Origin of the sequence: Bacillus sp. EB01, from assembly GCF_000613125.1 — a bacterium.
Lineage (GTDB): Bacteria > Bacillota > Bacilli > Bacillales > Cytobacillaceae > Bacillus_D.
The window spans coordinates 2,803,865-2,824,088 of the sequence record NZ_HG964497.1; the positions used below are offsets into that span (position 1 = coordinate 2,803,865).

Here is a 20,224-nt window from a genome sequence, read left to right on the forward strand (position 1 = left end):
ATAATAGAAATATATTTCGTTTATTAAAGTGATTGCGAAATTTACGAACAAATGGGAAAGGAAATGAGGAAAAAATGCTTAGCAACATGAGGCTGAGGGCTATTTTGGCATGCATCTTTTTAGTACCCCTGGTTTATGGATTAATTCTCGCTGGTTTTTCACTAACGTCAACTGCAAAAACAAAGGAGCCGATAGTTCACGGCGAACCGGCTGGAGGAAAACTTGCACCAGCAGCGAAACTTGAACTTGCTGCGGAAATTCCCAATTATGGAACCAGATTGCTTCCAAAAAAGAACATCGCATCTTTATCCGAACCTACAGAAGCAAAGAAACCTGAGGCAGCCAGGCCACCAAAACCTGAAAGAGAAAACAAACCCCAGCCAACAAAACCAGTTAACCAGCAGAAGCCAAAAGAGCAAACAGCCACTTCACCAAAGAAAGCAGCCAATACTCCTGTTAAACAACAGCCAGCAGTAACACCTGCTCCAGTAAAAAAAACAGCTCCAGTCAAAGTGACAGCACCGGGAAAACCGCGCCCTGTCTATTTGACCTTTGATGATGGGCCGCATCGTGTTTCCGGACAAATTTTAGACCTGCTAGATAAATACAATTCAAAGGCAACCTTTTTCTTGCTCGATCCGAATATGAAGCAATACCCAGAAGCCGTTAAACGGATGGCCTCCTCTGGCCATGCACTTGGACTGCATGGTGTGACGCATGACAAAAAATTATTCTATAAATCTTCTAATTCGGTAATCTCTGAAATGAATCAGGCTAGAGCAACGGTAAAGAAGCTGACTGGGGAGGATACAACTTTAATCAGGACTCCATTTGGAAGCTCTCCTCACATGACACCTGCTTATAAAGAAGCAGTCAAAACAAATGGTTACAGGATGTGGGACTGGACGGTCGACAGCAGGGATTGGCAATACCGCAGCAACCGCTATGTTGATGTTGTCATTGAGCAGGTTGAGAAGCAAAAAGCCGGCAGCGGGGCAATCGTCATTTTGCTGCATGAGCGTCCTGAAACACTCGCACATCTGCCAAAGCTTATGGATTACTTGAAAAAACAGAACTTTATCCTACAACCGTTAACGGAAGATATGCAGCCTGTGCAATTTAAATAAAAATAACTTTTATAGAAGCGGGCAGGTCTATCCTGTCTGCTTTTTTTCGTTGTAAGGATGGTTGAGGAGTTGAACGAATGGTAAAGTAAAGGGAGGAAAGGGAGGCTTTTCATGAAAGTGAAATATATCTTATCAGGATACATTGTATCTATCTTACTGATTATATTTCTGATTGCCAGAGCGTTTATTCCCGCTGCCCTCTTACTGGCAGCATTTTTGGTTGAACGGATAATCAGAAAAAGAAAGGAAGCCCTCTCACTTCAGTTGAGTGCTTCCATCTATACGAACATTACCAATCGTTCTCTCATTTTTGTACCCCACGGTTTTGATAAGGATGGGGTACGTACAGATATTAACAAGCCTATTATTCTAAAAGAACCTTATACTTCCGAGGATGTTGGCGTTGCATTAAGAAAATGCTTTGGCATTTCCAGTAATGGCCGATACACAATAAAAGACTTGAAAGGCCATCCCGCTTTAGAAGCAGCTGGCTATAAAAATGGCAAAAAGTTTATTATGGACCATAAAATGCAAACTGTCTTCTTTCAAAGAATTGAAGGCTACGAGTTTATTGCTGCCGATAGAGCGGAAAATTGGCGCGGCTATATAAGAAAAAACACTTTTACGCCTACTTTGCCAAAAAAAGCATCAGACACTGAATTGGGAGAAGCGATCCATAAGGTATTTAACGAATGTAACTAAAACAGATAACGCCATTATAAATCCAGGCTAATCAAGTTGCATTTATGCAAGGAATACCACATTCGCTCAACTCCAGGGTTATGGGCCACTCTCCTTGCAAGTTCCTAAAAGAAAGGGATTCTTGTGGAGTCTGGAATTCTCACAATAGTATATGCCTTAAAAATAAATAAACTGTCCGGAAGAATCCGGACAGTTGTGGTAGTTCACTCAAACTTTGTTGTTAATCCAGTTGCTTTCGCCCAATGGTAGTAGGCTCTTGTGGATAGTTCTGCTTTTAATTCATCGCAAATTGCATCATTGACTAATTGCTGATTATGATTATGTAAAAACAGATGGAAATAATATCTAGCTTTTAGAATAATTTTCACACAATTACCCCCTTATTAATGTTTGTTTATAGGGCCATAGCGGCAACTGGCTGGCATAACTACAAAGTAGTATTAGCCCCTTTAGCTTTGCGTCCCCGTTTTTCAACGGGTTTGCCTTTGTCACATAAATTATGTGCTGATACTATAAATCCACAAACACCCGTAGCCCATTTCAAACCATCAGATTGGCATATTATATTATTTGACCGTATTTATTTATATACAAACTTTTACCTCAATTATTCCGGAATAAACTACACTTTATAAATTTTTTCGTTTTGTTTACTCTTTTTATGTCCGTTGGAATAAATGGGTCTTGTCTTTTATTACTTCTTACGTCTCAATATTACCCACTATAATTTAGCTATATACCGCAGTCAGGCCCCATTTGTTCAACATAAAATAAACCTGCAGCGGCCAATGGCCAATGCAGGCTAAACTTTACATGCTATCCCTCTACTCCTTCGCCATCCTCTTTAATCCAGAGTGGATTTTCTTCATTATCACTAACTTGCAATCCCTTTTTGGGTTCCATGAACAAAGTTAGTGGAGTGTTTGTATTTTTTATAATAATTTCCCTTAGGTACTCAGCCTTTTGGCGCTTCTGATTGAAAAAGGCTTCCTTCATATTGATTTCGTACGTATGGTTATAGCTCAAATGAATCAACGTTTTTTTTAGCCCTGTTCTCTGCGTCCCCTTGATATGTGTGAGCGAGAACCATACACATGTGGGCTGTTCAAACGATTTTGAAGGGAACAGCCAAATTCCCTGGCTAGTACTGATGGTAATTGGATGCATACGGATATCTCCCAGCAAAGCCTTTGAGCTATGCCTCGCACCATCAAAGCTGGATCCCAGCCTAAGCAGTGTGCGATTAATAACCTGCACCGGAGACAATTTTACAAAAATCAATTTATCTTCTTCGAGTATTTTCGAATAAAGCTTTCCATGCGGGTTGTAAACGCCCGTAATAAGGATCGTTTTTTCATTGATAGAGTAATCGTTAACAATCGTAACCATTAAGTGTCCCCCTGATTTCTAAAATTAGTCCCACCGATAAAATTTGCTATTTTCTATAATAGGGGTATACTAACAATGTTGGTATACCCAACGACCGAGACCCCTGGAAAGATGTCCGCTACGACTGTTTCCCGGGGTTTTGCTGTTTACCGGCAAAAGGCCTTCCCTTCCTTTGTGCCCGAAAAGCTACTACAGCCTACTATAATTCACTCCTCCTTTCTATTTTTGCGAGGCCACTGATCATGTTGGCCGAATCGTTTTTGCAGATCATGTGAGTATGGAATTGGAGATGGCCGATTGCCAATGGCATGCATGGTGGCAGTCTGATGAGTTTCAAAGAGGCGCAAAGCAGCGAAATGACTGAAAGTATATGGGTAATCCACCACGAGGACTTGAATGAGAGTTAAGGAAAATCCTGTCGCATCATGTCACAGCTTATTGACTTAATTATACGTATAAATTCTAGATATTGTAAATTGTTATTATTGCAAGGAATTTCCCGAATATTCCATCTAATAGCGGATTTTACATTTTATTACACACGTGATTGAATCCTGTTTTTGTTACTGGTATAATATTGAACTAGTTACAACTTTTTCCCCATTGTTTTCCCCTTTGCTTTTTTAAAACCTTAAATTATCAACTTTTCACTAAATGCACACTATAAACAGGTTATCCCAAAAAGAAAAATACCCTCTTAAACCCTTCACAAAATAGTCAGAAATATAGTACATAAGAACCGCAATCATTCGTGTTACAGCACATCTCTGAGATGGCAGCTGAAGCTGATTTATTACAACTTCCGTTTTGACTTATCCATAGTTCTATACAATTTAAAAAATTAAAAAGAGCGGAAATCAATTGTTTCCGCTCTTCTTACCGTTATAACGCTGCAGTAAACCGCCTAAATGCAACGATTCCTGCTTCTGTTTGTTTGTATACTCCAGCATCCTCAAGAACGCGGACAAACTTCGCGCCAACATTCATTCTGACAATCTCAGAGACATTTTCATGGTTCAGTTCATGAGCGTACTTTTCTTTCAATTCCCTAGCCCATGCCTGATGATATTCTTTCACGTCGGCATCATAGCCTAACAAATAGCTTTCAATTTCTTTAAGCTCCGTTTCAAGCCTCGCCGGCAGTACGGCAAGCCCCATTACTTCAATCAGTCCGATGTTCTCTTTTTTAATATGCTGGACGTCTTTATGGGGATGGAATATTCCCAGTGGGTGCTCTTCGCTTGTACGGTTATTCCTAAGAACAAGATCCAGCTCAAACCTTCCGTCACGAACCCTTGCAATCGGAGTGATGGTGTTGTGGCGTTCATTGCCGGTATGGGAAAGAATGCCTGCTTCTGGATCGCTGTAGCCTATCCAGGATTCGAGGATTTCTTGGGCGGCATCAGCAAGTTCTCCCTGGTCAGTACCTTTAAGGCGAATAACCGACAATGGCCAATTGAGTGTAACTGCTTCAATATCCGGGTAATTTGTCAGCTTGAATGAATATATTTCCTCTGCCCGTGCCATCGCAAATTCATAGCTTCCTCCCTGGTAATGGTCATGAGTCAAAATCGAGCCGCCGACAATAGGCAGGTCAGCATTTGATCCAAGGAAATAGTTTGGGAACTTGCCAACAAACTCGAGAAGGCGGGCAAACGCACTTCTATCGATTTTCATATCACGATGCTCTGCACTTAAGACTATGCAATGCTCATTGTAATACACGTAAGGTGAATATTGGAGAAACCATGGTTCTCCGGTCAATTCAACAGGGATGATCCGATGGTTTGACCGGGCCGGATGATTGATTCTTCCGGCATAACCTTCATTTTCTATACACAACAAGCACTTCGGATAATTAGAAGAAGAAGGCTGCATTTGCTTTTCAAGGGCAATCTGCTTTGGATCCTTCTCCGGCTTTGAGAGATTAATGGTAATATCCATCGTTCCGTAGCCCGACTTAAATTGATAGCTTATGTTTCTCGCAATTTGCTTTGTTTGAATATAATTGCTGTTCCGACTCAAATTATAGAAATAATCTGTGGCCTCTTTTGGGTTCCTCTTATATTTTTCATAAAATGTCCTATTCAAATCAGAAGGCCTTTGAATCAAAACATTCATGATTTTTGCAGAAAAAATGTCTCTCTTGCTTGTCAGGTCCTCAATGATTCCCTGTTTAACCGCATAATTTGTTAAAACCTCAAGCAAGTCCGGGATACCAAGTTCTCCATCTGCTTTTAATCCTGCCGGGAAGTTGTCGAGCCCCAGCAGGGAGAGGATCTGGTTGCGGGAATAAATCTCATCCTCAGCGGTAATCAATTCTGCGCCTAAAGCCCGGCTGAGTAAGGATTGTAGTGCCTGATACACATCCATAACAATTCCTCCTTCAATCCTGGTAGCCTTCCGGGTTATTCCTGTGCCACTGCCAGGCATCTTCAAAGATTTTCTGAATCGATGTTTTCTTCGGATTCCAGCCAAGTACCGCTTTTGCCTTTTCAGAAGAAGCAATCAGCCGGCTTGGGTCGCCCGCTCTTCTTGGTGCGACTCTTGCGGGAATTTCATGGTTGGTAACCTTTCGTGCCGCCTCAATCATTTCTTTTACAGAAAAGCCCTCGCCGCTGCCCAGGTTGATGATGTTGCTCTCGCCGCCATTTTGCAGATAGGAAAGTGCTAGGATATGAGCGTCAATCAAGTCCTCAACATGGATATAATCACGAATGCATGTGCCATCCTCAGTATCATAATCATCACCGAAAATGGAAATGTACTCCCTCTGGCCAAGCGGCACCTGAAGGATAAGCGGGATCAAGTGAGTCTCAGGTTGATGATCCTCGCCAATTTCACCAGTTGAGCGAGCGCCGGCGACATTGAAATAGCGGAGCGATACATATTTCATTCCATAGGCGATCTCACACCACTTCATGATTTTCTCCATTGTGAGTTTTGTTTCGCCATAGGCGTTTGTTGGATTTGTCTCCATATCCTCCGTAATCGGCATCACCTTTTGCTCGCCGTAGGTAGCCGCAGTTGAAGAAAAGACGATATTCTTAATGCTAAACTCGGTCATCGTTTCAAGGAGCACCTGAGTACCGTATACATTGTTGTTAAAATACTCGAGCGGCTTTTCCATTGATTCACCAACTAGAGAATTAGCGGCAAAGTGGATGACCCCGTCAATTTGCTCCCGTTCAAACACACCGCGAAGGAATTCCTTATCACGAATATCTCCTTTATAAAACTTCGCCTTCGGGTGAATAGCCTTTTCGTGTCCTGTCTGCAGGTTGTCGATAACTACCACATCATAATTTTGGTCAATAAGTTGATATACGGCATGGGAACCAATATAGCCGGCTCCGCCCAACACCAATACGCTCATCTTTATACCCCCGCTCTAGATTTCTTTCGTTCCGTCTCCTATGCTTGCAACATAGAAGGTCGCTTCATAGCCGATTTTATCCTTATAAGCCCTGCCGACTTCTTCTATGAATCTATCAGCATGTTCTTTTTCAACAAGCGCAATCGCACAGCCGCCAAATCCTGCACCAGTCATTCTTGCGCCAAGGACACCTTCCTGTTCCCAGGCTGCTTCTGCCAGTGTATCGAGCTCGATTCCCGTCACCTCATAGTCTTCCTTAAGTGAAACATGGGAGTCATTCACCAGCTTTCCAAAGCTTTCCAGGTTACCTTTCTTAAGCTCCTCAAGTGCTTTGGCAGTGCGCTGGTTTTCATACACCGCATGCTTCGCTCTTTTTTGTAAAATGCCAGTCGGAATAAGGTGCTTATGCGCTTCGAATTCCTGTTCACTTAAAGCTCCAAGTGACGTAACGTCAAGTTCTTTTTGCAAGTAGGAAAGGGCTGTTTCACATTCGCTGCGGCGCTCGTTATACTTCGAATCAGCCAGCTCTCTGCGTTTGTTCGTATTCATAATGATAATCTGGTGGTTTTCGAGATTAAGAGGCGCATATTCATAGTCAAGAGTTTCGCAATCCAAAAGGATGCCACAGTTTTCCTTGCCCATCCCAACAGCGAACTGATCCATGATGCCGCTGTTGACACCGATGAATTGATTCTCTACCTTTTTGCCAAGCTGCACAAGGACAATCCTTTCGATGCCAAGGCCGAATACTTCATTCGCCATGACACCAATCAGCATTTCCAGTGATGCAGAGGATGAGAGGCCGGCTCCGTTCGGGATATTTCCATTAATTAAAATGTCCAGCCCGGCAGAAATATCATGTCCTGCTTCTTTAATATAGCGGATCATCCCTTTAGGGAAGTTGCCCCAGCCATGTGCAGCATCATAATCCAGCTCATCAAGACTGAACTCAATCAAGCCTGCTTCCGGAAAGTTCATTGAATAAAGCCTGATTTGGCGGTCTTCGCGTTTTTTAACAATTCCGTACGTCCCATATGTGATCGCAGCAGGAAAGACACGCCCCCCGTTGTAATCGGTATGTTCACCAATCAGATTAATCCGCCCAGGCGAAAAAAATTTTCGAATTCCTTCATTCGATTCATATCCAAATTTATTTCCAAATTCAGCTGTTAAAAGTTGAAGATTCATAAGCCAGTCTCCTTATGGTTTAGTTGAACATTTTTGTGATGAAACGGAGATTAAAAGCTGCTATCACGCTTAATCAGTTCGGTTCCGAGAATGATTTTTTTGGGGACTTTCCGGCCGGCAATCCGCTCGAGCAATGTATCAAGTGCCGTTTCACCCATAAGCTCGGTATCAACTTTCAATGTTGTCAAGGATGGGAAAATATATTTCGATACACTAATATCGTTAATACCGATTACATTCACCCGGCCCGGGACAGGGATGCTGGCTTCATGCAGCGCCCTCAGGCAGCCGATCGCAATCAAATCGTTCGCTGCGAAAATGGCTGTCGGCAGCTCGTCCCCAAGTTCCTTTATCGCTTTCCTCATGAGATCGTATCCGCTAGAGACACTGAAGGAGCCGATAAAGATATGCTTTTCATTTAAGTGACCCCTGGATGCCATATACGATTTAAAGGTCGTTTCCCTTTTGTCCTCCAGTTCAGCCGATAGGTCCTTGAACATCTCCCGTCCCCCGATAAAGCCTATTTGATTATGTCCTTTTTCAAGCAGATAATTGAGAATCTTCTTCGTGGCCTGCTCAAAATCGGTTACAACCGAATCATATTCACCCTCGGGAGTATAGTCTGCAAACACAATATTCTCTGAAATAGCCGATAGCTCCGCAACCTGAGCAGGACTGAACTTCCCAATTGCAATAATCCCCTGCAGATTATCAGGTTTTCCATCAAGGAACTCGTTGTAATAATAATTTACGAATTGCATGCCTAGCTGCTGGCTTCTTAGCTCAATCCCATAACGAATTGACATGTAATAAAGGTCCTCCAGCTCTTCTTTTTCCGTATACCAGTGGATGACAGCTATTTTCGAGGCAGGCGTCTTTTTGGCTGCCTTCTTTTTATACGAAAGCTCCTCAGCCACTTCCATAATTCGCTTTCTCGTATCATCTGAAACAGACAATGTTGCATCATAATTCAAGACACGGGAAACCGTTGCGATTGAAACCCCCGCTTTTTCTGCAATGTCCTTTATCGTTGCCATATATGCCCTCCCTTCTGAAGGCCCTTACATTTTTCTTTATATGTTCATTATAAACCTTTAAGTAAAAAACTCAAATAATTTTACTAATAATTTTAGTTAAATTTTACTAAGCCGTTTTGGAGTTTCTCCAAAGCTAATTTTATTTACAACATTGCCTTGTAATACCTAATTCACCAATTGTCGAACCCGCAAAAAGGCCAAGGTAAGTCCTTGGCCCGGAATCATGCATATAGATTTGTTCCACACTCAATTACCATTCTGCTATACTTCCATCTTTATGTCTCCATACAGGGTTGCGCCAGTTATGGCCAGCCTCGGATAGCTTCCTGACATGTTCCTCATCAAGATCAATGCCAAGACCTGGCCCCTTCGGTATTTTTACATAACCATCCTTATATTCAAACACGTTGCGGTCGAGAATATAATCAAGTAAGTCACTTCCGACATTATAATGTATACCAAGGCTTTGCTCCTGGATAAAGGCATTGTGTGAAGTGGCATCAACCTGCAAGCAGGCTGCCAAGGCAATCGGACCTAGCGGACAATGAGGGGCTGCCGCCACATCAAATGCTTCAGCCATCGACAGGATTTTTTTGCATTCAGTAATCCCGCCAGCATGGGACAAATCAGGCTGAATAATATCTACATATCCATCCATTAAAAGCTTTTTGTAGTCCCATCTAGAGAACATTCTCTCCCCTGTGGCAATAGGGATGGACGTACAGCGCGCAATTTCACGCAGCGCTTCGTTGTTTTCAGGAAGAACTGGTTCCTCGATGAACATTGGACGGAAAGGTTCAAGTTCCTTTGCAAGGATTTTTGCCATTGGCTTATGGACACGACCGTGAAAATCGATACCAATGCCAATGTTAGGCCCGACTGCTTCCCTAACAGCGGCAATTCTGGCAACCGCCTGATCAATCTTTTCGTAGGAATCAACATACTGAAGTTCTTCTGTACCGTTCATCTTGACAGCTGTAAAACCTGCCTCTACAACAGCTTTAGCCGACAGCCCCACATCGGTCGGGCGGTCTCCGCCTATCCATGAGTATACCCGCATCGATTCCCGAGCTGCCCCTCCCATTAATTCATAAATCGGGGCGTTATAGAATTTCCCTTTTATATCCCAGAGAGCCTGGTCGATACCGGCAATTGCACTCATAAGGATTGGACCGCCGCGGTAAAATCCCGAACGGTACATAAGGTTCCAGTGATCCTCAATTCTTGAAGGATCCTTTCCAATTAAGTACTCCATTAATTCCTTAACAGCGGCTTTAACAGTATCAGCCCGCCCTTCTATGACTGGCTCACCCCAGCCTGAAATTCCCTCGTCTGTTTCTATTTTTAGGAACAGCCAGCGAGGAGGCACCTGGAATAGCTCATATCCAGTAATTTTCATACTATTCTCCCCTATCTGCTTGCTTTACTTTTGCTATAAAGTTGCGCGCTTTTTCAGTAAGACTGCTTAAATAGTCTCTAGTTACTTCGTGCTTAAAATTGACAAGTGATCCACCCAAACCAACTCCAACCACACCAGCCGCTATAAAATCTGCTATATTGTCCAAACCGATTCCGCCTGTTGGCAACAGTGGGATTTGCGGCAGCGGCCCGTGCATATCCTTCACATAGCCTGGCCCTAGAGTTGTTGCCGGGAACACCTTAATGATATCCCCTCCAAATTCGTAAGCCTTCAGTATTTCCGTCGGAGTAAAGGCCCCTGGAATACTCACTGCACCATACCGTTTTGTCATTTGAATCGTGGCTTTATCAACGGTTGGGGATAAAATAAACTCTGCTCCTGCCAGAAGTGCTGCTCTCGCTGTTTCGGGATCCAGGACTGTACCCGCCCCAACAATTGATTTCCCTTTCATTTCTCTCGACACCTGCTCAATGGCAAAAAGCGCCTGTGGAGAATTCATCGTAATCTCCAGAACAGTAATACCCCCTTCCCATAATGCATAGGCAATGGGAAGGACATCCTCGGGCTTCGAACCGCGGATAATCGCAATTATTTTTGTTTCATGCAAAGACGTACGTAAATCCAAATCAACCCCTCCTTTATCGGGCAACATCTTCCGCGGAATCGAGGAAGCCAAAAAGCAATTCCCTGTCCGGCAATCCTTCAATATCGCCATTGACAGTTGTCACAATTGCTCCAATCGCATTTGCTCTTCGTACTGAATCTTCCAGACCGGCTCCATCAAGGAGAGCAGAAAGAAATCCCGCTGCAAATCCATCACCCGCTCCGACCGGATCTATCAATCTGTCAATCTTGGAGCCTGGTACAACCCCACTCTCAATGCCAGCAGAATAGTAGGCCCCTTTTGCACCCAGCTTGACCACTACAAGTTCAGCGCCACGATCATGGAAGCAGGAGGCAATTTCTTCATGGTTGCTTGTTCCAAACAGGAACTCTCCCTCGCTGATGCCCGGCAGGACAATGTCGGCCTGCAGAGCAATATCGAGCAACGTTTTCCGGGCTTTTTCTTCACTCCAAAGCTTTTTTCTTAAATTCGGGTCGAACACCACTTTTACGCCATGCTGTTTTGCAAGGCTAATACTATAAAAAACAGTTTTCTCACAGGACTCGCTTAACGCTGGAGTAATGCCCGTAATATAAAGATAGCGGGCTCTTTTAATATAATCTTCGCTAATATCATCCGGGGTTAGCCTGCTGGCGGCTGAGCCCCTCCGGTAGTAGTGAATCCTGGTTGCCGATTCATTGACCAGTTCTTTAAAGTAAATTCCTGTTGGCGCTTCCTTGTCCCTGACTACCTCAGTGGTGTCGATGCCTTCCCCCCTGACAGCAGACAAAATCTTTTCTCCGAATTCATCCTGTCCAAGCCGGCTAATCCAGCCAGTTCGGTGGCCGAGCCTTGCCAACCCAGTTAGTGTATTCGTCTCAGCACCTGCTATTTTGGAAGAAAAGCTTTTGGCATATCTCATTAACCCATTTGTTTCAGGTGTAAAAAGGACCATTGATTCGCCCAAGCTAATGACGTCCATCAGTTCGCCTCCAGACTATTTTTAACAGGAAGGTTTTGCTTTGCCAGTTTTTCAATGAAATGATTCAATATATGCAAGGCAAGAGGATTGTTCTTCAACTGGCCGGCAAGCTTCCAGGTAACCGTAAGAATTAGGCCATCTCCATGATCCTGCAAAATGACCGAACCACCATTTTGCCCAAGCCACCCCTGGAAGTAACCCGAGATTACTTCTGCATGCTCTGCTAGAGCAGGATTCCCAAACAAATTAACCGTCCGCTTTTGTCCAACCTTTTTGTAGTCCTTGAACGGAATAACGTAGTCAGGGAAAAGGAATTCAAATTCCCAGCCCATTTCTGGATGGATAGGAAGCCCGTCCAACCAATCTGTATTGATGTAATTCATGGAAGAGGAGCGTGCCCAGCTTTCACCGCGGTCGAGTTCCCGGAATGTATAATCTCCTTTTTCTGGTATTGCATCTCCAGCTTCAGCCAAAAAAATTACTTTGCCCCCATCTCTTGCGTAGTCGAGTGTTTCCCTGTCCAGTACAGAGCTAACAACTACTTCGGCATCAGCCCTATCTTCTGTACAATTCAGGAACTCCTTTAGTCCTGGTGCAGGGAAATGCGTATAAACACGAACAACAGGACTAGTTTGAGGACTTAGCGTTAACTCCTCTTTATTAACGGCAACCTTCCTTCCATCAATCCACAGTTCGAAGGAAAAAGAAGCAAATATTGGACAATTTACTGCAGGTATTTCAAGCCTCACAGCTTCCGGCAAATGAACGAAAGCATCGAGGTCAACGAGTACATTTCCATGCACTAGCACTTCTGATTCCGTTTCAAGCTTCCACTTTATCTGTGCCTTGCCCTTCAAATTTTCAGATGCGACGTAAAATCCCCAGGAAACATTCTCTCCTGCCATGTAATTATGTTTGTTCAACCCTGCCACAACAACCGTTTCGCCATTAAAATCGACAAGCTTCTCGAAACCTTCTTTAGGATTTCTCATAAAGTCAAGCCATCCATTTGTTTCCCATTCAATATCTGTAAATTCGGTTACAACATATCCAGCTAATTCCGGCCGTTTCCTCATTTCCTCAATTAACGATTTCACTGCCCTTACCATCCTTTTTTGAGAATGGACAGCCAATGTCGAGGTCGTATCAAACGCTTTTGAAATCCCATAACGGCTAAAATTTTCAAAAAGTGTGGTTGGCCTTTTATAATCATCCTGGTGAGTGGCTTCACCTTGATTGATAAACCACCAAGGTTCGTTTCCATTATAAAATTTCTTTAGCTTCTCCACATCAGGAAGGCCCCATACTCCAAATTCTGAGATAATAATTGGCTGGTCACCGGCACCAAAGCCTGATACGAAGTTCTTGTCCTTTTGACCTAGGACAAAATGATCCAGGTCTTCCCTCCAGCCTTCAATTTGATCAGGGACAGCATAATACCGATGGTGATCATTTATATCTGTATTAATATGGGTCCAGCCACTGTTATCGCAGATTAATCTACTTGAATCCCATTGCTTCACTTGGGAAAACAATTCAGCAACATGGGTCTGTTTTTCTGGATCAAATTCTAAATCCCACTCAAGACCCCACTCTTCATTGTAGATAGACCAAATAATAATTGAAGGATGGTTATAATCCCGTTCTAACATTTGTCTAAGAGTACTGACAAACCGGTTGCGCGCCATTTCAGTCCATTTCACATAATTTGGCGGCTCCGCCCATATAAGCATCCCCATCCGGTCGGCCCAATAAAGATATTCTGGGAGTTCGACTTTAATATGCTTCCTTAGCAAGTTGAAGCCCATTTTCTTTGCCAGTTTAATTTCCTTTTTTATATATTCCTCTGACGGCGCAGTATAGATAGTATCTGGATAAAAAGCCTGATCAAGCGCTCCCCTAATATATACTGGTTCATGGTTGAGATGGACTTTCCCATTTTTATATTCAACACTTCGGCACCCAAAGTAAGTCTGATAACGGTCAGTTTGCCCACTAGCCTCAGCGATGATTTCAAGTTCATACAAATAAGGTTCCGACGGGGACCAAAGCATCATATCAGGCATGTCTGCCAATGTCTTCAGACATTCTGGCACAAATCTACCCGAATAAGCTGTGCCATCCACCCAGCTGTCTTCACCTAAGCTATGCGGACGAATTATGTATTGGATTGAATCAGCATGGCCTTTTAGGGACACAGAAATTTCAACTTGTTTTGAATCGATATCAGGCGAGACAAATACATTTTCCACAAACGTTTCTGGCCTTTCTTCTAGATAAACAGACTGCCAGATGCCGCTTACCCTTGTGTACCAGCTACCCTGTTTTCCAATCGGAATTTCAGCGTTATCAGGAAAGTCATACACACGGACTGTGATTTGATTTCTGCCCTCAATCAGCTTATTTGGGATTTGAAACTGAAAAGGTGTAAATCCCCCTTCATGGAAACCGATATACTCCCCATTCCACCAAATATCACATTGATAATCTACTGCCATAAAGCAAAGATGCCAATTCTTTCCCGGGGATATTCCAATGTCCCCTGTGTCAAATTGATACCATGCTGCCCCGCTATACTGGACGAGGTCCCCGCCATCCCTTTGCCAAATATGCGGAACCTGGACACTCCAGCTATCTGCTAAATTTTCCATATACCACGCTTCTTTTATACCCAAATTAGATGGGTCTGTTTTAAACATCCACTCTCCATTAAAATCTAGTTTAGTTCTCATTTGATATCTCCTAACTGCACAATGCATGATGAGTGCTGAGCCGAAAAGCCAGATCTACATCCAGCTTAAAAACGTTGAAAGTCCCCGCTTTAGCCTGTATGCCTTATTTAATCCCTGTCATCGTAATACCTTTAATGATATGGCGCTGGAATAAAATAAACACAATGATAGCCGGAAAACTTGCAAGCATGTTTGCAGCCATCGGGATCATTAATTCAGCTGTATAGGCACTCTGGAATGTCGGAATTGCGACAGGCAGTGTGAACATTTTCTCTTCGTTAACAGCCAGGAAAGGCCATAGGAAGTTATTCCAAGAGGTAACAAATGTAAAGATACCAAGCGCTGCCATTGAGGAGCGAGAAAGCGGAAGGAATATACTCCAGTAAATCCTAAACCAATTTGCACCATCGATCCGTGCCGCTTCAATAAGGTCATTAGGAATAGCATCGTAAAACTGCTTAAGCATGAATACACCCAATGGAGCTGCTAGCCCAGGCAAAATTATCGAACTATACGAGTTGATTAGGCCGAAATCGACCATAATTTGAAACAAAGGTACGATTTTTGCCTCAACCGGCACCATCAGTCCTGCAATGATTAACCAGAAAATAATTTTGCGCCCTTTAAAATGCAGCCTGGAAAGGGCAAATGCTGCCAAAGATGTGAGAACAAGCGTCAATACTGTTGTCACAATCGCGATATAGAGGCTATTCCATGTCCATCTCCATATGGAAGCGTTTGTCATAACATACTCATAATTGCTTAATGTAAACGGCGGCTTGAAAAGCTCCGACAAGATAGTAACCGCGGTTCCGCCCGGTTTTAGTGAGGTAATAAGCATCCAGATAATCGGGATAACCCAGATTAGGACCAGCAAGTAGCTGAAAATATATAAAAGCTTACGGCCGAACGTTGTTTTCTTTTTACGAGGCACTTTCGGTTCCTCCTTTTGCCAGGATTGGATTAATCTTTACTTTGGAAAAACTTGAACTGAATTAACGCGAACACGATTGTGATTCCAAACAGTACGTAAGACATAGAAGATGCCACTCCCATTTGCTGCTCGATGAACGCTTTTTCATAAATATATTGGACGAGCGGACGTGTCGATGTTCCCGGGCCGCCACCTGTCATTAAATATGGCTGACCAAAAAGCTTGAAGGAGTTAATGGTTTGAAGAACAACCGTCAGCAGGATAACACCCTTCAAGGAAGGCAGTGTAATCGAAATGAACTGTCTGAACGAGCCAGCGCCATCCATTTTGGCAGCCTCATAGTATTCGTCAGGGATTTCCTGAAGCCCTGATAAAAACAAAATCATATTGAAGCCCACAGTCCACCAGATAGTTGCGATTAATATTGAAACCCAGGCGAGATTCTGATCGTTAAGCCAAAAGATTTCTCCTTCATAACCGAAATTGTGGAGTATGGTAGTGATTAATCCGGTATATGGCTGGAGGATGAACACCCAAATACTAGCGATAACTGAAATTGATAGTATATAGGGAAGGAAAAAGGCAGACCGAAGAAAAACAGTGCCCTTTAGCTTTGAATTGACCACCAGCGCAAGTAGCAGACCAATAATGATTAGTGCTGGGGTTGAGATAAATACGAACAGAACTGTGTTCCAAAGCGCCTCCCAAAACAACTTATCTGCAAACATCGTTTTGTAATTTTCCAAGCCGACAAATGTCGGCTCAAGGCCAAGGACCCAATCATTCAAACTGATGATGAAACCCTTAATGATTGGATACAACATGAACAAACCATAAATAATCAAGAAAGGTGCGAGGAATAGGTACGCGGTTAGCGTTTCTCCTTTACCGCCTTTTAACTTCATTAAGAGTACCTCCTAAAAGAAATGGTGCCCTCACTAGAAACTTCATTGGGCACCATTCCGGATTTCTATTTAAGCAAAGCGTTAACTTCCTCTTCAGCATTTTTCAAAGTTGCTTTAGCATCTACCTGGCCTGTCATAAAGTTATTCAAATGTTTCTTAATCACATCATTGATTGCCGTAATCTTAGGAGAATTCGGCATATAGCTTACATAGTCAGCTATTTCCGCATAATTGCTCCTATAAGGAAGATCTTTGAATTCTTGTGATTCTACAACAGATGTCTTGGCAGGAACATGTCCAGCTTTCGCCCATGAAGCTGAATGCTCGGCAACCCAGTCAGCAAATTTCAAACTGGCTTCTTTCTTTGCTTCAGTTTGTCCGTCTTTATTTGGAAGGACGAATGTATGGGAATCTCCCCAAGTCGCTTGGTCACCGAAAATTTGAGGGAATGGAATAGCAGTAAATTTCAAATCTTTATTTTGTTCAAGCGCACCTGTCATCCAAACACCATTGAAATGAATGGCTGCTGTTTTTGCAGTGAATACTTCCCCGCCATTGCGGATATTCCGTGGCCAAAGGTCTTCTTCCATCAGTTCCCCAACATATTCCAGTGCTTTCAAGCCCTGTTCATTATTAAATACTGCTTCTTTGCCATCTTCGCTAAGCAGCTTGCCTCCCTGCTGGGAATAAAGAGTCCACCAGATTCTGAGTGGCGAATCCCCGCTTGATGTTGCTGATAGAGGGAAGGTTCCTTTTGGAGACTTACCTTTAACCTCTTTAAGGAAGGAAATGAATTCATCTTCACCAGTTCCTAGTTTAGGCGCACCGTTCTCGAGCAGACCTGCCTTTTCAAGAAGATCAGTGTTTGCAAACATGATTAGAGCATGAGTGTCGAGCGGAACAGCGTAATGTTTACCATCAATGATAGTAGAATCCAAAATGTTTTGACTGTAAGTATCCCATTTTAACCCCGCCTTTTCGGCAGCCGCTTGGATATCTACAATCTGCTTTGAATCAATTAATTCTGCAAGCTTTGTCGTATGAGCAATTGCCACGTCTGGTGCCTGTTTAGAAACGACTGCTGTACGCATCTTGGTGTAATATTCTTCAGCTTTTAAATTTAGGACTGTAACTTTGACATCTTTATTTTCTTTATTAAAGTCATCAACTAATGCTTTAATGAAATCACCGTCGCCGCCGCTGAATGGTGCCCAGAAAGTTAATTCAGTTACACCTTCCTTACCGCCAGAAGAATCCTTTTCTCCGTTTGATCCATTGCTGGAACAAGCGGCCAAAGAGAACATTAAAATTAGAGTAATCATGAATGCGCTTACCTTTTTCATTACAATCCCCCTATATAGTTATTCTTACAGGATTATTATTACACGTTTAATTGTAATATATCAAGTATTTTCGTAACAAAAAAGCATGGATTTTTTCTCCATGCTTTTCTTTATTTATCGGTATTTACCAGTCAGTACGATACCCTGCTCATAATTTCCAAATTTTTCACCAAATAAATTCATTCCGCCCTTATTATGCGCATCACCTTTTATACCAATTTTTATAGAAATAAAGGGCCTGACGTCTATCTTTAAATCTACAAGTTTAACCTCAGAGATTTTTAGTCCATCTATAAAGCTACCCTCTTCGTTTACTTTCCAATTCTTCAAAAGCCCAAATTGTGTATTATTCGTTCCCCACCAGGCAGGCGTCAAAAAGCCACGTTCTCCCCCAAAATCACTGGGTGAAGTCCAGGTGCCTATTTCAATCCCATTCACCCACAGGGTTACATCCGACGGCCAATCATCCTTATAATATGGGGCTTCCGAGCAAATTTCAGCCGATAAATTCAATTCTTCCATGGATTTACCGTAGGGTACCCTGTTAGGAAAATGGTATTCAACAAATCCGCTCCTAAACCATAGGAGCTGTGCTTGCTTTCTTTCCTGCTCGTAAAAGGCACGGGGATCATCTTGCATGTTAATAATCCCTGTTTCACTCAACAGACCGCATGTCGGTTCGACTTCGCAATTGACGAATTCCCCAATCGGCATGTCAATTCTAAACGTATTATCACCAGTCCTTTTTTTATCAGTAAGGTTAATGACAATGCGATCATATCTGTTAGTATTTACCTTCTGGTTTCCCCTGCCAGGGACAATTTCAGTGGAGATTAACCTTGAATCTTCAAGCTTTTTTACGTTAGCTGCAGCGGTGGAAAAAGGTACACCAAGTTTCTCCGACAGTTCATTTACATTCTGAGGCCCATCAGTCAATATCCTGATGATTTGCATTCTATGCTCATTTCCCAGCGCTTTACAAATCTCAATTGCTTCCTCCAACGTTAAATCCAACGTTCTCATTAGTTTCAATCCTTTATTACGAAATATTTTGTAATAAAATTATTGAATACTTATTGGCATAAAGTCAAGTGAATCCTCCCATTACCCTTCATATAACTCAATCGGAAGGCCATCGGGGTCTTTTAGGAATGTATATTTTTTATTCATAACTGGATCGATCCGGATTTCTTCGACCTCTACTCCATTTTCTTTTATTTCTTCAGCAGCTTGTTCAACACTTTCTACTTCAAACGCCAGATGGCGCAGACCGGCAGCTTCCGGATAACTAGGCCGCTTCGGCGGGCTTGGAAAAGAAAACAGTTCGATTTGATAGGCGCCGCCAACCTCCAGGTCAAGCTTATATGAATTTCTTTCCTCCCGGTACACTTCGTTAATTGGTTTCAAGCCCAATATTCGGGTGTAAAAATCTTTTGACTTGCTGTAATCTGAGCAAATGACTGCCACATGGTGTAGTTTACTTATTTGCATGGTGAAAAACCTTCTTTCGTTTGTTGTTGAATTGCTTTTTGGATGTGGTAACGAAGGAATACTGCTATGCTGTGTCGAAAAATAGTGGTTGCGACAGCAAAATTATAAATCAATAATGGACTTAGTAACTAGGAGAATAGGAGTCGGCCTCTCTATGAATACGAAACTTATCCTTGTCGAGGGTTTGCCTGGATCGGGCAAGTCTACGACAGCAAAACTTGTCCATGAAATCCTCACCGAGAGAAAGATTAACACAGAATTGTTTTTTGAAGGAAACCTTGACCACCCTGCTGATTATGATGGCGTTGCCTGTCTTGCCACCTCTCAATGGGAGCATCTGCTCTCAACAAGTAGTGATAATAAAGAGGTGCTGCTGGAAAACGTCATAGAAAAAAACGGCAGCTATCTCATACCTTATCAAAAAATTAGTAAAAAGCTTTCGGAAAAACTCATCCATACTCTTTCCAAATTGGATATTTATGAATTGCCGCTAGAGCGGAACATTGAACTTATCACTGAAAGATGGGCTGAATTTGCCAAAGCAGCCGCTGCCGAACAAAAAACGTATATCTTTGAATGCTGTTTTATCCAAAATCCGGTAACCATGGGCATGGTTAAATACAACGCATCGAAGGAACAAACAATCGAGTACGTTCAAAAATTAGCGGCAAGTGTTAAGCAGCTGAACCCCATCTTGATTTATGTCGATCAGGATACTATTGATTATTCGTTTCGGAAAGCTGTGATGGAGCGGCCGGAGGACTGGTCCAAAGGCTTTATCTCCTACTACACTGAACAAGGATATGGCAAAGACCATAACCTTGCCGGGCTTGAAGGAACCCTTCAAGTGTTAAAAGCGAGACAAACCCTGGAAAAAGAAATCTTCGACGTGTTACAAATGAAGAAGGTCCTCGTCAGCAACTCCAGCTTTGACCTTGATAACTATAAGCTTAAGCTTCAATCGGTGGTTTATTAGTTAAAACTAATTAGGACA

18 protein-coding genes and 1 riboswitch are annotated in these 20,224 nt (G+C 42.7%); of the genes, 3 read left to right on the top strand and 15 right to left on the bottom strand.

Annotated elements, in window-relative coordinates:
• Positions 1–74 precede the first annotated feature (74 nt).
• Together TY16_RS25250 and TY16_RS12990 are read left to right on the top strand one after the other, a co-directional pair.
• On the top strand, positions 75–1,127 hold the full coding sequence (locus TY16_RS25250) for a polysaccharide deacetylase family protein (RefSeq protein ID WP_052342714.1): 1,053 nt from the start codon (positions 75–77) through the stop codon (positions 1,125–1,127).
• A 111-nt stretch (positions 1,128–1,238) separates the two neighbouring features.
• Positions 1,239–1,829 carry a hypothetical protein gene (locus TY16_RS12990; protein ID WP_043932336.1) on the top strand — a complete coding sequence of 197 codons (591 nt, stop codon included), beginning with the start codon at positions 1,239–1,241 and terminating at the stop codon, positions 1,827–1,829.
• A gap of 203 nt (positions 1,830–2,032) precedes the next feature.
• Here the strand turns inward: TY16_RS12990 and TY16_RS26250 are convergent, their stop codons facing one another.
• The 15 genes from TY16_RS26250 to gloA2 all read right to left on the bottom strand — a co-directional run bounded on the left by TY16_RS26250 (position 2,033) and on the right by gloA2 (position 19,230).
• Positions 2,033–2,197, bottom strand: a complete 165-nt coding sequence (locus TY16_RS26250) for a hypothetical protein (RefSeq protein ID WP_155922242.1) — start codon at positions 2,195–2,197, stop codon at positions 2,033–2,035.
• Between the two features lie 38 nt (positions 2,198–2,235).
• A riboswitch (cyclic di-GMP riboswitch) is annotated at positions 2,236–2,323 on the bottom strand.
• A 322-nt stretch (positions 2,324–2,645) separates the two neighbouring features.
• Positions 2,646–3,218: a competence protein ComK gene (locus tag TY16_RS12995; RefSeq protein WP_043932337.1), complete on the bottom strand. Its 573-nt coding sequence runs from the start codon at positions 3,216–3,218 to the stop codon at positions 2,646–2,648.
• Positions 3,219–4,100: 882 nt separating this feature from the next.
• On the bottom strand, positions 4,101–5,591 hold the full coding sequence (gene galT / locus TY16_RS13000; RefSeq protein ID WP_043932338.1) for a UDP-glucose--hexose-1-phosphate uridylyltransferase: 1,491 nt from the start codon (positions 5,589–5,591) through the stop codon (positions 4,101–4,103).
• Between the two features lie 13 nt (positions 5,592–5,604).
• Positions 5,605–6,594 (bottom strand): UDP-glucose 4-epimerase GalE, encoded by a 990-nt coding sequence (galE, locus tag TY16_RS13005; protein WP_043932339.1) that lies wholly within the window; start codon positions 6,592–6,594, stop codon positions 5,605–5,607.
• A 15-nt stretch (positions 6,595–6,609) separates the two neighbouring features.
• A complete protein-coding gene (locus TY16_RS13010) occupies positions 6,610–7,782 on the bottom strand; it encodes a galactokinase (protein ID WP_043932340.1) in 1,173 nt (390 codons plus the stop codon).
• A gap of 50 nt (positions 7,783–7,832) precedes the next feature.
• Complete coding sequence (locus TY16_RS13015) at positions 7,833–8,819, bottom strand: LacI family DNA-binding transcriptional regulator (protein ID WP_043932341.1); 987 nt, start codon at positions 8,817–8,819, stop codon at positions 7,833–7,835.
• Positions 8,820–9,069: 250 nt separating this feature from the next.
• Complete coding sequence (gene dgoD / locus TY16_RS13020; RefSeq protein WP_043932342.1) at positions 9,070–10,218, bottom strand: galactonate dehydratase; 1,149 nt, start codon at positions 10,216–10,218, stop codon at positions 9,070–9,072.
• Position 10,219: 1 nt separating this feature from the next.
• On the bottom strand, positions 10,220–10,864 hold the full coding sequence (locus TY16_RS13025) for a bifunctional 4-hydroxy-2-oxoglutarate aldolase/2-dehydro-3-deoxy-phosphogluconate aldolase (RefSeq protein WP_043932343.1): 645 nt from the start codon (positions 10,862–10,864) through the stop codon (positions 10,220–10,222).
• A gap of 13 nt (positions 10,865–10,877) precedes the next feature.
• Positions 10,878–11,825 (bottom strand): sugar kinase, encoded by a 948-nt coding sequence (locus tag TY16_RS13030; RefSeq protein WP_043932344.1) that lies wholly within the window; start codon positions 11,823–11,825, stop codon positions 10,878–10,880.
• Complete coding sequence (locus TY16_RS13035; RefSeq protein ID WP_052342715.1) at positions 11,825–14,557, bottom strand: glycoside hydrolase family 2 protein; 2,733 nt, start codon at positions 14,555–14,557, stop codon at positions 11,825–11,827. Before TY16_RS13035 ends, TY16_RS13030 begins: the two co-directional genes overlap by 1 nt.
• Positions 14,558–14,660: 103 nt before the next feature.
• Positions 14,661–15,491 (bottom strand): carbohydrate ABC transporter permease, encoded by an 831-nt coding sequence (locus TY16_RS13040; RefSeq protein WP_043932345.1) that lies wholly within the window; start codon positions 15,489–15,491, stop codon positions 14,661–14,663.
• A 29-nt stretch (positions 15,492–15,520) separates the two neighbouring features.
• On the bottom strand, positions 15,521–16,396 hold the full coding sequence (locus TY16_RS13045; protein WP_043932346.1) for a carbohydrate ABC transporter permease: 876 nt from the start codon (positions 16,394–16,396) through the stop codon (positions 15,521–15,523).
• 65 nt (positions 16,397–16,461) lie between these two features.
• Positions 16,462–17,739 carry an ABC transporter substrate-binding protein gene (locus tag TY16_RS13050; RefSeq protein WP_043932347.1) on the bottom strand — a complete coding sequence of 426 codons (1,278 nt, stop codon included), beginning with the start codon at positions 17,737–17,739 and terminating at the stop codon, positions 16,462–16,464.
• Positions 17,740–17,853: 114 nt separating this feature from the next.
• Entirely contained in the window at positions 17,854–18,762 is a 909-nt protein-coding gene (locus tag TY16_RS13055; protein ID WP_043932348.1) for an ArsR/SmtB family transcription factor, read from the bottom strand.
• Positions 18,763–18,843: 81 nt separating this feature from the next.
• A complete protein-coding gene (gene gloA2, locus TY16_RS13060) occupies positions 18,844–19,230 on the bottom strand; it encodes an SMU1112c/YaeR family gloxylase I-like metalloprotein (RefSeq protein ID WP_043932349.1) in 387 nt (128 codons plus the stop codon).
• Positions 19,231–19,384: 154 nt separating this feature from the next.
• Here gloA2 and TY16_RS13065 point away from each other — a divergent pair, with 154 nt between their 5' ends.
• On the top strand, positions 19,385–20,206 hold the full coding sequence (locus TY16_RS13065) for a hypothetical protein (protein ID WP_043932350.1): 822 nt from the start codon (positions 19,385–19,387) through the stop codon (positions 20,204–20,206).
• Positions 20,207–20,224: the final 18 nt, after the last annotated feature.